Annotated in this window: 9 protein-coding genes and 1 riboswitch; of the genes, 6 read left to right on the top strand and 3 right to left on the bottom strand. The window is 69.8% G+C overall.

Annotation, left to right across the window (positions count from 1 at the left end; translation table 11 throughout):
* Positions 1-194: 194 nt before the first annotated feature.
* From NL1_RS05330 to NL1_RS05320, 3 genes are read left to right on the top strand one after another with little or no spacing between them, the layout of a single operon-like run.
* Complete coding sequence (locus NL1_RS05330) at positions 195-491, top strand: acyl carrier protein (protein ID WP_084510328.1); 297 nt, start codon at positions 195-197, stop codon at positions 489-491.
* Complete coding sequence (locus NL1_RS05325; RefSeq protein ID WP_067834894.1) at positions 488-5,839, top strand: type I polyketide synthase; 5,352 nt, start codon at positions 488-490, stop codon at positions 5,837-5,839. Before NL1_RS05330 ends, NL1_RS05325 begins: the two co-directional genes overlap by 4 nt.
* Positions 5,836-7,563 (top strand): fatty acyl-AMP ligase, encoded by a 1,728-nt coding sequence (locus NL1_RS05320; protein WP_067834892.1) that lies wholly within the window; start codon positions 5,836-5,838, stop codon positions 7,561-7,563. Before NL1_RS05325 ends, NL1_RS05320 begins: the two co-directional genes overlap by 4 nt.
* A 3-nt stretch (positions 7,564-7,566) precedes the next feature.
* Here the strand turns inward: NL1_RS05320 and NL1_RS05315 are convergent, their stop codons facing one another.
* The 3 genes from NL1_RS05315 to NL1_RS05305 form a co-directional block, all read right to left on the bottom strand.
* Positions 7,567-7,962: an RNA-binding S4 domain-containing protein gene (locus tag NL1_RS05315; protein WP_067834890.1), complete on the bottom strand. Its 396-nt coding sequence runs from the start codon at positions 7,960-7,962 to the stop codon at positions 7,567-7,569.
* A 72-nt stretch (positions 7,963-8,034) separates the two neighbouring features.
* Positions 8,035-8,691 carry a C40 family peptidase gene (locus NL1_RS05310; protein ID WP_422615828.1) on the bottom strand — a complete coding sequence of 219 codons (657 nt, stop codon included), beginning with the start codon at positions 8,689-8,691 and terminating at the stop codon, positions 8,035-8,037.
* 15 nt (positions 8,692-8,706) lie between these two features.
* A riboswitch (cyclic di-AMP (ydaO/yuaA leader) is annotated at positions 8,707-8,876 on the bottom strand.
* Positions 8,877-9,082: 206 nt separating this feature from the next.
* Positions 9,083-9,367 (bottom strand): hypothetical protein, encoded by a 285-nt coding sequence (locus NL1_RS05305; protein ID WP_067834889.1) that lies wholly within the window; start codon positions 9,365-9,367, stop codon positions 9,083-9,085.
* Between the two features lie 152 nt (positions 9,368-9,519).
* On the opposite strand from NL1_RS05305, the gene NL1_RS05300 reads away from it, so the two are divergent.
* The 3 genes from NL1_RS05300 (at position 9,520) to NL1_RS05290 (ending at position 14,170) form a co-directional block, all read left to right on the top strand.
* The gene (locus NL1_RS05300; RefSeq protein ID WP_067834887.1) at positions 9,520-10,701 is read left to right on the top strand and encodes an ATP-binding protein; all 1,182 of its coding nucleotides are present in this window, start codon (positions 9,520-9,522) and stop codon (positions 10,699-10,701) included.
* A gap of 163 nt (positions 10,702-10,864) precedes the next feature.
* The gene (locus NL1_RS05295) at positions 10,865-12,817 is read left to right on the top strand and encodes an acyl-CoA dehydrogenase family protein (RefSeq protein ID WP_067835054.1); all 1,953 of its coding nucleotides are present in this window, start codon (positions 10,865-10,867) and stop codon (positions 12,815-12,817) included.
* 390 nt (positions 12,818-13,207) lie between these two features.
* Positions 13,208-14,170 carry an alpha/beta fold hydrolase gene (locus NL1_RS05290; RefSeq protein WP_067834886.1) on the top strand — a complete coding sequence of 321 codons (963 nt, stop codon included), beginning with the start codon at positions 13,208-13,210 and terminating at the stop codon, positions 14,168-14,170.
* Positions 14,171-14,312 lie beyond the last annotated feature (142 nt).

The raw sequence follows: 14,312 nt of genomic DNA, 5'->3' as shown, positions 1-14,312 counted from the left end.
GTCACGGTAGGTGATGGGCTGGCTTCCGGAAAGCATCCGGGCGACACGCGCAGGTGCGGAAACTCTTGGCGTGTCGCCAAACGCGCAGGCGGACAGCGGAAAACGGACGTTTTCCGGCCCTCCGCGATGCGGCATAATCGCGGGGGTACCGTTCCCGGGCCGCAAACCGCCGGGAGACGGGGAGGGAGGACGAGATGCGGCCCAGTCAGCCGGACGGGCGAAGTGATACCACCGGAAACGGCCATACCGACGTGCGCGGCCGGCGTGCCGCGCTCACCGGCGCCGCGGTCACCGCAATCGCCGGGCTACTCGGCGTCGAGCCCGCGGCCGTGTCCACCAGCACGCCGTTCGCCGAGCTCGGCCTGAGCTCGGCGCAACTCGCCAGGCTGACCGCACAGCTCGAGGACGCTATGGGCGTCGAGGTGTCGCTGGAAGCCGTGTACGACCATCCCGATATCGAGCAGTTGGCCGAGTTTCTCGCGATGCGATGACCGCACGCCCTCCCTCCACGCAGCCACCGGTCGCCATCGTCGGCATGGCGTGCCGCGTGCCAGGCGCCGCGGACTTGGACGAATTCTGGCGGCTGCTCGTGACCGGGCGCGACGCCACCGGCGATCCACCGCCGGGTCGCGCGGTGACCAGGCGCGCGGGCTATCTCGACGACATCGAGTGGTTCGACAACGACTGGTTCGCCATCTCCGCCCGTGAGGCCGCGCTGATGGATCCGCAGCAGCGCGTCGCGCTGGAAGTGTCCGTCGAAGCCCTCGACGACGCCGGAATCGGCTATCGCACCCGCGGTTCGGATGCGGCGGTGGTGTTCGGCGCCTGCGGCTACGACCACGGCGTCACGGTGCTCGGCGGCAGCGAGCAGGACGCGCCGTACGCGGTGACGGGTTCGGCGTTGAGCATCATCGCCAACCGGCTGTCCTACGCGCTGGATCTGCACGGCCCGAGCCTGGTGGTGGACAGCGCGTGCTCGTCCTCGCTCGCGGCGGTGGACCTGGCCCTGCGGCTGCTCGCCGACGAGACCGTGCCGTTCGCGATCGTCGGCGGCGTGAATCTGACGCTGCTCCCGCACACCTCCGACTACCTGGCCGAGAGCGGATTCCTGGCGCCCGACGGACGCTGCAAGCCGTTCTCCGCCGCGGCCGACGGCTACACGCGCAGCGACGGGTGCGGCGTGCTGATCCTGCAGCGCACCGCGGACGCGCAGCGCGAGGGCAATCGGGTGTACGCCGAGATCCTCGGTGCGGCCGTCGGTTCCGATGGACGCTCGAACGGCCTCTACGCGCCGAACGGGCGCGCCCAGCGCGCGACCATCCGCACCGCGTGGTCCCGGGCGGGCCTCGACCCGCGCGACGCCGGCTACATCGAATGCCACGGCACCGGAACGGCTCTCGGCGACGCCGTGGAGGTGGGCGCGCTCGCCGCGGTGCTCGCCGAAGACACCTGGATCGGCTCGGTGAAGTCCAATCTCGGCCACCTCGAGGCGGCGGCGGGCGTGACCGGGCTGATCAAGACCGCGCTGTCGATCCACCACGGTGTCATCGCACCGACCATCCACTTCGACACCCCGAATCCATTGCTGAAGCTGACCGAGCGCGGGCTGCGGGTGCCGCGGGAGCCGGTCGGCTGGACTGATGTTCCGCCGCAGCGGCGGCTGGCCGGGGTCAGCTCGTTCGGGTTCGGCGGGACCAACGCGCACGCGGTGCTGCGCGGGTACCCCGAGAACGTCACGTCGCGAGGCGAGGAGCCTCCGGTGCTGATCCCGGTGACCGGGCGCGACGTGGCGGATCTGCAGATCCAGGCGCTGGCGCTGGCGCAGCGGCTCGACTCGGCATCGTGGCCCGGCGACGCCCCACCGGAGGAGTCCGCGGACTCCGACCGAGTCGACGACCCGGAAACCGGCTCCGCATCCTGTCGCGTCTCGACCTCGGAATCCGACTCGGCGGGAACCGGGTTCGCGGAATCCCAGCGCGCCTGCCGCGGCGCCGCGACCACGGTGACGGATGCCGAGTCCGAGCCGCAGCACGTCGACGAGACAACAACGGACACGCCGGACCGGGGTGAAACCGTCTCGGCGGAAGGTCCTTTCCTCGCGGCTTCCACCTTGCGCGCGCTGACCGCCTCGGCGGCCCGGTTGCTTCCCGAGCACGCGCGCGCCGGCGTGATCGCGCACGACCGCGCGGAGGCGATCGCCGGATTGCGCGCGTTGGCGCGCGGCGAGAACAGCACCGCGATCACCGGGCCCAGCACTGGCAGGAAGCGCGGCGGAGTGCTGTTCCTGTTCTCGGGGCAGGGCGGGCAGCATTCCCGGATGGGGCGGGCGTTGGCGGCACGCTATCCCGTGTTCGCACACGCACTCGCCGAGGCCGCGGACGCGATCGCGGCGCAGGGCGGGCCGCGAGTGTGGACCCCGCGCTACGGATTCGGTCTCGGCGGCGACGCGCGCGCGGCCACCGAACTGGTGCAGCCTGCGATCTTCGCCTACCAGGTGGCATTGGCGAAGTTGCTGGACTCATGGGGTGTTCGGCCCGACGCCGTCGTGGGACACAGCCTCGGCGAGATCGCGGCGGCCGTGGTGAGCGGCGGGTTGACGCTCACCGATGCGGCGCGGGTCGCGGTGCGGCGCAGCCGCGCCCTGGCGACGCTCGACGGGCAGGGCGCGATGGCGCTGTTGGAGGCGACGCCGGACGAGGCGGCGCGGTTGGTCGCGCCGGTACAGGCGGAGGTGGGGATCGCCGCGGTGAACGGGCCGCGTTCGGTGGTGGTGTCGGGGACGCCGCGCTATGTCGACACGATCGTGCGACGGGCGCTGCGGCGCAGCATGTTCGCGCAGCGCATCGCCGTCGACTTCGCCGCGCACAGTCCGCAGGTGGCGTCGGTGCTTGCCGAATTCGTCGACGGGCTGGCCGATCTGGAACCGCACACGCCCCACACGCCGGTGTACTCCACCGCGCGCCGCGGCGCGGTGCTGACGACCGCGGCGCTGGATCGTGACTATTGGGCCGAGAATGCCGCGGGCACCGTGGAACTCGCGGCCGCGCTGGAGCGCGCCGCCGCCGACGGACTGACGACGGTGCTGGAGCTCGCACCGCACCCCGTCCTCACTCCGGCCTGCCGCGAGTTTCCCGACTTCCGCGATTCCACGTATCCGGTGGCGGCCCGCGACGACGAGGCCGGAACTCTGCTGCGCTGCCTGTCGCTGCTGCACGACGAGGGCCGTTCACTCGACTGGTCCGCGAGTGGACCGTTCGCCGCCCCGCCGCCCCGACGGCGATGGCGGCGCAGCCAATTCGCGTTGGTGACACCGGCGCGCCCGGAGGCGGCGCTTCCCGCTTTCCGCTCGGATTCGCTGGACGATCATGTGGTGCAAGGCGTTCCGACTGTTCCGGCCGTCTACTGGGTCCGCAGGCTGCTGCACCTGGCGCAGGGCGCGGCGGCCGGGATGATCGCCGATTTCGTGGTCAACGAACGCGCCGACCTGACTGTCCTGTCCGCCGCCGAGTACCTCGCGGAGGACGCGAACGTGCGGGTGCGGGCGGGCGCCACGGTGCTCGCTGCGGCGCGGCCCACACCGGGCCCCGCGCCCGCGGACATCGTCGCCTGGATGCGGGCTGTCGACGCGAATCGCGCCGCCCAGCACCGGATGCGGTCGTTGTCACCCGGCGCCTTCTACGACGCGCTGCGCCGCAGGGGACTCGAGTACGGCCCGCGATTCCGTTCGCTCCGTTCGCTTTCGGCCGCGCCCGGCTGTGCCGTCGGCTACTTCGACGCGGCCGAATTGCACAGCGCCGCGACCTTGGACGGCTGCCTGCACCTCTTGGCCGCCGCCGCGGACGGCACGCTGCCCGATGGGCTCGTCCCGCTGCCCATCGGCATGGACGCGGCGTGGGTGTCCACCGAACCCGGGCGCGTGGCGGCCGAGGCGCACGCCGTCGTCCGGGAGCGCACAGCGCGCGGGTTGATCGGTGACATCGTCGGCACCGATCAACACGGCGTGCCCGTGCTGGCGTTCTCCGGTGTGCGCGTGCGTTTTGCGGACGCGGCCACGATGGACCACGTGGGCGACGATCTCGCCGACGAAGATCAGGGGGGCTTCCGCGTCGAAACGTGGCGGCCGATCCTCGCGGACAGGGTCGAACACTCCGGCTCGGCGAAGGCCCCGCGGAATGGTCGCGGCCCGAATGCATCCCGTCTCACGCACCTTCGGCGCGCGCTCGTGGTCGGCGAGTCGGAGCTCGCCGTGCACCTGTCCCGTGCGCTGGAACGTTCGCTGCCGACCGAACGGATCGCGCGCGAACCCGACTCCGCGAGCGCCGTTTTCGCGTCCGTGTTGCTGGCACGCGCCGCCGAACGCACAGCGCTGGTGGTCGTCTGGCCCGACGACGACAGCAGCCAGCCCGATTTCGGAACCGCGGCCTCCCTCGGCCGGGTCTTGGACCTCCTGCAACGCGCGCAAGCCGACACCGCGATCGTCTCGCTGACGGTGGTGCTGCCGAAACGCACGCGCCGCGACGGGATCATCGCCAACGCCCTCGCCGGACTCGTCCGTACGCTGCAACTCGAATCGGGCCGCGAGGTGCGCCTGGTGTGGGCCGACTCCGATCCGCGCACGGTTGCCCGGCTCACGGAGCTGCTCGTCGCCGAAACCGGCGACTCCCGCCCGGCCGAACTCGAAGTGGCCGAAGGCGAGATGGCCGTCCGGCGGTTCCTCCCCGCCGCACCCGACGCCACCCCGATCGTGATCGATCCGAGCGGAACCTATGTGGTGACAGGCGGTCTGGGCGCTCTCGGCGCCGTCGCGGTGCGCTGGCTGCTGGACTCCGGCGCGCGCGACGTGGTGGTGTTGACGCGCTCGCCACGCCCGGTGCCCGCCGTGCTGGACGGGTCGGAGGATCACGTGGTGGTCGTCCGCTGCGATGTGACGGACCGCAGCGACCTCGCCAACGCGCTCAACGACATTCGTGAATGCGGTTCCACCATCCGCGGCGTGGTGCACGCCGCGGGCGCGCTGGAGGACGCGGCCTTCGACGCGGTCGAACCGGACCAGCTGGCCAGGATGTTCGCGCCGAAGGTCGGCGCTGCGGCCGACCTGGTCGCGCTGACCGCGGACGACCCCACCGATTTCGTGCTGCTGTTCTCCTCGGCCACCGGCGCTTTCGGCGCTCCGGGGCAGTCTGCCTACGCCGCGGCCAACGCCGCGATGGACGCGGTCGCCGCGGCCGCGCAGGGAGCGCGTGTGCTCAGCATCGGCTGGGGGGTGTGGGCCTCGGGCCTCGCGGCGGAGGCGGGCGGCGCGGAACATCTGCGCCGGGCCGGGATCGCCGCGCTCGATGCGGAACGCGGCGCGGCGATGCTGGCCAAGACCTTGCGGTACCGCGGACCGTATCTCCTGGCCGTGGACTACACGCCGTCCACCCATCGGTCTCCGGTTGCGGACCGGCTCAGGGAGCTCTTCGGCGAATCGGCGTCCGGCATGTCACCGAATGCGATTCATAGTGCGCCCCAGGGTGTCTCGCCGGAATCCAGAGCGGGGGACAGCGACGGATCGATCCGTCGGTCCGACGGCGCGGCGCAAGAACCGGAGCCGATCACCGCCGCCATCCGCCGCGTGCTGGCCGCCACGCTGGATCTACCCGCCGAAACAATCGGCCCCACCGACGATTTCAACGATCTCGGGCTCAGCTCGCTGCTCGCCATCGAGGTGCGCCGCACCCTGGAGGCTCGGCTGCGCATCGCGATCTCGACGGCCGAACTCTTCCAGCACCCCACCATCGCCGCCCTCGGCGCCGCACTGGCCGAGCGGGTCGCCGCGAACGACAGTGAGGCATCGTGACAGCCGAGCCGGAATTCCCCAGCCCACTCGCCGCGCGCATCGCGGCGTGGGCGGCGACCAAACCCGACGGCCAAGCATTCGTCGAATTGCGTTATCGCGGAACCGTATGCGAGCCGAGATCGCTCACTTACGCGCAGTTGCACCGCGCGGCGGGCCTGCTCGCGCGGCACCTGCGCGCCGACACCGAGCCGGGCGACCGCGTCGCGATCCTGTGCGCACATGGGCTGGACTACGTGGTGGCCTTCCTCGCCTGCCTGTACGCAGGCCGCATCGCCGTGCCGCTCTTCCCGGTCTCGGGCGCACGGAACACCGCCCGGCTGGACGGCGCGATCGCCGATTCCCGCCCCGCGCTGAGCCTGCTCTCCTCCGGCGACGCGCGGACCGAACCCAGCGTGGGCGCGGCGCTCGGCCGGATTCATCGCCTGCCCGAGGATCTGGTGACCACCGACGCGACGGATCCGGTGCTCGATCCGGTCGGGTCGGAACCGGCCTATCTCCAATACACCTCCGGCTCGACCAAAGCGCCCGCGGGCGTCGAGGTCGGGCACGCGCATCTCGGCGCCGCGCTGGCCCAGCTGTGGCGCGCGGTGCCCGCGGTGCAGCACAAACCCATCGTCACCTGGCTGCCGTTCTTCCACGACATGGGCCTGGTGCTCGCGCTCGCGCTGCCGCTGTACTCCGGCGTGCTCGGCGTGACCATGGCGCCGACAGAGTTCGTCAAGCGCCCGATCCGCTGGCTGCGCGCCTGCGCCGACTATCGGGCAGGCGTCACGGGCGGGCCGAATTTCGGTCTTGCCCTCGCGGTCTCGGGCACCACGCGCGCCGAACGCGAAGACCTGGATCTCTCCTCGCTCGACGCGCTGCTCAACGGCGCCGAACCGGTCCGTTCCGAGGTGCTGGAGCAGTTCACAGAGACCTTCGCGGCGAGTGGTTTCCGGCACGCCGCGCACACGCCGGGTTACGGGCTCGCCGAGGCGACGCTCTCGGTGACCCTCGGCGACCAGGACGCCGAACCCGTGACCCACCGTTTCGATCGGGCCGAGCTGGCCGAAGGCCGTGCGCTCGTCGACGAGACCGACGCGGCCGGTGTCGCGCTGGTCGGCTGCGGCGCGCCCGCCGGACAGCGGGTCGCGGTCGTCGATCCGGCAACTCGGACCGAGCTGCCCGCGGACACCGTCGGCGAGATCTGGGTGGCCGGGCCGAACGTCTGCGCGGGGTACTTCGGCAATCCGGCCGCGACCGAGGAGACGTTCGGCGCCACACTGGACGGACGACCTGAACGCTGGCTGCGCACCGGCGATCTCGGTTTCCGGTTCGACGGCCAGCTGTATATCGCCAGCAGGCTCAAGGACCTCATCGTGGTGGAGGGCCGCAACCACTATCCCTCCGACATCGAGTCGACGGTGGCCGCCACCGCGCCCGAGATTCGCCGGGGCCACGTGACCGCGTTCGGCCACGACGACGGACTGCGCGAGGATCTCGTCGTGGTCGCGGAGCTGGCAGGCGCCGCCGCCGAGGCCGACGTGCTCGCCGGGATCGCGCGCCGGATCAGGGCGGCGATCGCGTCGGCTCACGAGGTGATGCCGGGGTCGGTCGTGCTCGTCGAGCCGGGCGGAATTCCCAAGACCTCCAGCGGAAAATTACGCCGCGGCGAGTGCCGCAGGCTCTTCGGCGCGGGCACGCTGCCGCACCTGGTCACGATCGGCAACCAGCCGATGCCGTGAGCGTCAGTCCTCGGTGCGACCGAGAAGACGATCGGTGTCGCGTCGCTCGCGCTTGGTGGGGCGACCCGAGCCGCGATCTCGGCGGGGCATGGTCGCGAGGATCTCGCGGGAGGGCGGGGGCGGGCTGCGGTCGATCAGACATTGCGCGGCGACCGGGGGGCCGACGCGCTTGGTGATGACTCGCTCGACGATCACGATGCGTTCGACACCGCCCGCCCGTATACGGATTTCGTCACCCGGGCGCACCGGGTGAGCGGGTTTGGCCGTGGTGCCGTTGACGCGAACATGCCCGCCTCGGCAGGCCTCCGCGGCCGCGGACCGGGTTTTGAACAGGCGCACCGCCCAGGTCCAGGAATCGACCCTGGCCTGTGTCGGGGCAGCCTGCTCTCCCTGTGGCACTGATTCAGACTATGCGTACTTCGGCTCCGGCCATGCGGCAGGCCGACTACGGAGGTCGTGCGACGGCGTCGCTCAGTCCACGATGCGACGCGCGGTGACCACCATGTCCGGACGGAGCGGGGTGTAGGACACCGGCTGGCCCGACTGAACGGCGTTCAGCAGCTTGCCGTCGCCCGCGTACAGGCCGACGTGGCCGCCGCCGTTGGTCACGACGATGTCACCGGGCTGCAGGTCCTGGAAGGCGACGGGAGCGCCGACGTGGGACTGCTCGAAGCTGGTGCGAGGCAGCTCGATACCGGCCTGCCGGTAGGCCCACTTCACCAGGCCGGAGCAGTCGAAGCTCGACGGGCCTGCGGCGCCCCACGAGTACATGGCGCCGACCTTGCTCTTGGCGGCGTCGAGAGCGACGTCACCCGGGCTGTTCTGCACCTCGAACGGGTTGGGCATCTGGAAGTTCGGGAACTGCGGCGCGGCGAGCGGCGCCTGCTGCGGGGCGGCGCCCTGCGGCGCGGCGAGCGCCTGCGACAGCTGCTGGTTGAGCTGCTGGACCGGCTGCTCGAACTCCTGGGGGACCGGAACATCGAAACCACCGATGCCGGGAATGTTGATCGTGGCGGCCATCGCGGGCACCGCGGGCATCGCGCCAGTGGCGGCGACCGCTCCCATGACGAGCGCACCCTTCACGGAATTCGGCAGTCGCGATTCCCGCTGCAAGCTGTGTTTACCCACCGAGCTGAGTCTCCGATCTTCCTGCTCTTCCGCCGACCGGGTTAGCTGACGGGTTCGGGCCGGGAAGATCGGCCCTACCGCGCCGGCCCGAAGGCCTTTGCGGATTCACCCCAGACGAACCTGTGGGTCCCCGGTACGGCAGCCGAAACCTGGTGGTCCGACAACCGATTAGGCGGTGACTTCATGGCGCCGCTCTTCTTACGAAGCGACTCCGTCCACGAAGTCACGAAGAGATTACGATGTTGGGCGCGGTGTTGTCCAGCGCACAGCACGGCAATTTCGAGTCCTTGTGAAAAATCACTGGACGACCGGGCGAAATGCTGCCGCGGTCGTCAGGTCACGGTAAGGTCTCGGCGCGCGAGCACCTTGTTACGAACCGAGAAGGGCCGGTTCAGGATCGCGCGTCGCGCTCGGCCAGCGCCCGCTCCAGCTCTTCGATGCGCCTGCGCGCCTCGGCGAGGCCGACCTCGAGTTTGCCCACCGTCAGCTCGAGTTTGCCCAGCGCCATGACCAACGGGCCGACCGCGAGATCGGCGACCAGCTGCGGGTCGTCGTAACCCTGCTCGATGGCGACGAGGATGTTGGACCGGATCAGCCCGGCCTGGGTCGCCTCGACGGGCACGGTCCAGGACTCGACCACCTCGGCGGTGGTATGGGGAGCTGACTCCTCGGACATGACCCCTCCGTTCGTTCCTGCGCACGACCGTTCACCGAACCGCCCCAAGCGTAAAGACTTCCGCGCAGAAGACAAGGACGCAATACCCCTCTCTACGACATCACGTAGAGAGAGGAAGATTCCTGTGCCCGAACGCGCTACGGTGTGTGGGCATGGACCCCGTGCGCAATCCGTATGCACCCGGCGCGGGTCAGCGCCCGCCCGAACTAGCCGGGCGCGACAAGCAACTCGATGCCTTCGACATCGTGCTCGAGCGCGTCGCGAGGGGCAGGCCCGAACGCAGCGTGATGCTCACCGGATTGCGGGGCGTCGGAAAGACGGTGCTGCTCAATCAACTTCGCTCGGCCGCTATCTCGCGCGGCTGGGGCACCGGCAAGATCGAGGCACAGCCGGATCAGGAACTGCGCCGGCCGCTCTCCTCGGCACTGCACATGGCCACCCGCGCCATCGCCATGGCGCACCGCAACCCGGAGCGGGTCGATGATTTCCTCGGCATTCTCAAGGCCTTCGCCTTGCGTGCCACGGCCGACAAGGGCATGCGGGAGCGCTGGCAGCCCGGCATCGACGTGCCCGCGGTCTCGGGGCGCGCCGACTCCGGCGACATCGAGATCGATCTGGTGGAGCTGCTCAAGGAGGCCGCGGGGCTGGCGGGCGACATCGGCGTCGGCATGGCCATATTCATCGACGAGATGCAGGACCTCGGGGCGGCCGACATCTCCGCGATCTGCGGGGCCTGCCACGAACTGAGTCAGGACGGCGCGCCGCTGATCGTCGTCGGTGCGGGTCTCCCGCATCTGCCCGCGGTGCTATCCGCGTCGAAGAGCTATTCGGAGCGTCTGTTCAGCTATCACCGGATCGATCGGCTGGACCGGGCGTCTGCCGACCGCGCGCTGATCGCGCCCGCCGAGCGCGAGGAGGTGAAGTTCACCGAGGAGGCGCTGGAGGCGTTGTACGAAAAGGCCGATGGATATCCCTATTTCGTGCAGGCCTACGGCAAGGCAGCGTGGGACCAAGCGCCGGAGAGCCCAATCACCGCGGAGGATGTCGAGGTGGCCGCGCCCGCCGCCGAGGAGGAACTGGCGGTCGGCTTCTTCGGATCTCGTTATGAACGGGCAACCCCCGCGGAGCGGGAGTACATGCGCGCCATGGCCGACCTGTCCGGCGACGACGGTCCGGTCGCGACCGCCGCGGTGGCAGGCGAACTCGGACGCAAACCGGCCTCGCTCTCACCCGCGCGTGACGGTCTGATCAAGAAGGGGCTGATCTACTCGGCCGAGCGCGGCACGATCGGTTTCACGGTCCCGCACTTCGGCCGCTATCTCCGCAGCGTGTGACTGCCGTCGCGACGGATGAAGCCCGGCCCCGCAGACGCGCCTATTCGCGTTTCTATCAAGATCATTAGAAATCGGTAGAAATCGATCTGCCGATACACCTACCGGTGAGTAACCGACTTTCCTACACTCGAATGTGATTCTGATCACCTCCGAGGAGGACACCATGGCGACTGCCGCGAAAGTCGACGCCACCGAAGAACAGGCTCGCGCACTGGTCGAAGAATCCCGCGAAACCAGCTGGGCCAAACCGTCGTTCGCCAAGGAGATGTTTCTCGGACGGTTCCGGCTCGATCTGATCCACCCCTACCCGCGGCCCGGCGCGGAGGACGCCGCCCGCACCGAGGCCTACCTGGCACGCCTGCGGCCGCTCTGCGAGAGCATCGACGGAGCGGTGATCGAGGCGGAGGGCCGCATCCCCGACGAGTACGTCAAGGGCCTGGCCGAACTCGGCTGTTTCGGCCTGAAGATTCCGGAGTCCTATGGCGGCCAGGGCCTGTCGCAGTTCGGCTACAACCGGGCGCTCATGCTCGCCGGTTCGGCGCATCCCAGCCTCGGCGTGCTGCTCTCGGCGCACCAGTCCATCGGCGTGCCCGAACCGCTGAAGCTGGCGGGCACCCCCGAGCAGAAGGCCGAGTTCCTGCCGCGCTGCGCGGCGGGCGCGGTCAGCGCGTTCCTGCTGACCGAACCCGACGTCGGTTCCGATCCGGCCCGCATGGCGAGCACCGCGACCCCGACGGCCGACGGCGAGGCCTACGAGTTGAACGGCGTGAAGCTCTGGACCACCAACGGCGTCGTCGCCGAATTGCTGGTGGTGATGGCGCGGGTGCCCAAGAGCGAAGGGCATCGCGGCGGCATCTCCGCGTTCGTGGTGGAGGCCGACTCGCCGGGCATCACCGTGGAGCGCCGCAACGCGTTCATGGGGTTGCGCGGCATCGAGAACGGCGTCACGCGGATGCACAACGTGCGGGTGCCCAAGGGCAACCTGATCGGCAGGGAGGGCGACGGCCTCAAGATCGCGCTGACGACGCTGAACGCGGGCCGTCTCGCCATCCCGGCGATGTGCACCGCCGCCGCCAAGTGGTCGCTGAAGATCGCCAGGGAGTGGAGCGCGCAGCGCGTGCAGTGGGGCAGGCCGGTCGGCGAGCACGCCGCGGTGGGCGAGAAGATCTCCTTCATCGCCGCGACCACCTACGCGCTGGAGGCGGCGCTCGACCTCTCGGCGACCATGTGCGACGAGGACCGCAACGACATCCGCATCGAGGCCGCGCTCGCCAAGCTGTGGGCCAGCGAGATGAGCTGCCAGATCGCCGACGAACTGGTGCAGATCCGCGGCGGACGCGGCTACGAAACGGCCGCCTCGCTCGCCGCCCGTGGCGAGCGAGCAGTCGGCGCCGAGCAGCTGCTGCGCGACCTGCGCATCAACCGGATCTTCGAGGGTTCCAGCGAGATCATGCGGCTGCTGGTCGCCCGCGAGATGGCCGACGCGCACATGGCCGCCGCGGGCGCGCTCGTCGACCGCAACGCCGAGCTCAAGGACAAGGCCAAGGCCGCCGTCGGCGCCACCGGCTTCTACGCCAAGTGGTTCCCGCAGCTGGCCGTCGGCGCGGGCACCGTCACCGGCACCTATGCCGAATTCGGCTCGCTGGCACGGCATCTGCGGTTCGTCGAACGCAACTCGCGCAAGCAGGCGCGTTCGCTGATGTACGCCATGGCACGCTGGCAGGCCGGCCTCGAGTACCGGCAGAACTTCCTCGGGCGCATCGTCGATATCGGCGCCGAGCTGTTCGCCATGTCCGCGGCCTGCGTACGGGCCGAAGCGCAGCGCGCGTCCGGTGAACCCGAGGGGCACGCGGCCGTCGAACTCGCCGACACCTTCTGCCGTCAGTCGCGCATCCGGGTGCGCAGGCTCTTCGACGCGCTGTGGGAGAACACCGACGACGAGGACCGCACCCTCACCAGGGGCGTGCTCGACGGGCGGTACCAGTGGCTGGAGGACGGCGTCTTCGACCCGAGCGAGGGCACCGGGCCGTGGATCGCCGAATGGCAGACAGGACCGTCCACCGAGGCCAATCTGCTGCGGCCGTTCCTGCCTTCGACGCGAACCCACGCCACGTAGGAGTCGGCGCCATGCGCCCGGTGGGCCGGTTCCCACCGGGCGTCATGGGAATCTGCGTGAGTCTTGCCAATTCGATAGAGAGACGTAGATTTTCGATACTCGCGGCAGCCCGGGATTACGAAATCTACGGACCTCTAGAACGTTCGGTAGACCGTCGGATAGGAGGGTCTACCGCGGACGGCCGAGCGAAATCTACTTCTCTCTAGCGATCTGGCTAGGTTTTCGTAGATTCTTCTGCGAGGAGGTGGGTCAACCGAAAATGATCGACCGGCGGCGTCGGTTGGACAACGTGTCCATAACGTCCGGTATGACCGGTTAACGGTGCGGAAATTGATATCGACAACCTGTCACAGACGCTCAGCACAGGTGCCCCGCCGCAGGAGAAAGCCAATGTCGACGATCGCCCGCCGCGCCGCCGATTACGACGGCCATCGTGTCACGGTGTCGGCCGATGACGGTGTCCCGATCTCGGTCCGCACCTTCGGCGCCGACGACGCGCCGCTCACCGTGGTGTTCGTGCACGGGCACTGCCTGCACACCGAATCGTGGTCCTTCCTGCGGGACCAGCTGACGCGACAGTGGGGCGACGGGGTCAGGATGGTCTTCTACGATCACCGCGGCCACGGCGAGTCCGGCGCCGCCGACCCGTCGACCTACACCATCGACCAGCTCGGCCACGATCTCGACGCGGTGCTGCGCACGGTGACGCCGACCGGCCCGCTGGTGCTGGTCGGACACTCCATGGGCGCGATGGTGCTGCTCGCCTACGCCCGGCTGTTTCCGGAGTCCATCGGAACGCGCGTGGTGGGCGTCGGCCTGATCGCGGGCATCGCCACCGGGCTCACCGAGGTCGGCATCGGCAGGCTGCTGCACCGGTACGCCGTCGTCTCGCTCCAGGTCGCGGTGCTGCGCGCGCCGCGGGTGATGCAGGCGTCGAAGCAGTTCTCCCGGCGCATCTTCGAGCCGATCATGCGCGAGGCCAGCTTCGGCACCAGGAAGATCAACCCGAGGATGATCGCCGTCGCGACGGCCATGCTCAACGAGACTCCGCTGCTGACCATGGCGGGCTTCCTCGGCTCGCTGATCGCCTTCGACGAGACCGCGACCCTGCACCGGCTCGGCACCATCCCGGCGCTGGTGCTGGCGGGCTCGGCCGACATCGTGGTGCCGTTCGCGCACTCGGTGGTGCTCGCCTCGCAGCTGACCAGTTCCGAGCTGGTGCGGATCGAGGGCGCGGGCCACAGCGTCATCCTGGAGCGGGCCGAGGAGGTCGCGCTGTCGCTCGTCGCGCTGGTGAACAGGGTGTCGGCCGCGATGACCAACCCGGGCCCGGAGTACGCCGCCGCGAGCTGATCGACCCGAACTTCGCCCCTGCGGTTGCGAACCGCCGCGGGGTCACGCACCCTCGATACATCCCCCATTGATGCGGGCAATCTATCCGCAAATCTGAGAATCCCGAATCGCACGAGCTTGTTCGGGAATCTTTCTGTACTGT

This window comes from Nocardia lijiangensis NBRC 108240, assembly GCF_001613045.1.
Taxonomy (GTDB): Bacteria; Actinomycetota; Actinomycetes; order Mycobacteriales; family Mycobacteriaceae; genus Nocardia; species Nocardia lijiangensis.
Note: the sequence above shows the minus strand (reverse complement) of the source record. Positions and strands in the feature narration are given on the sequence as shown.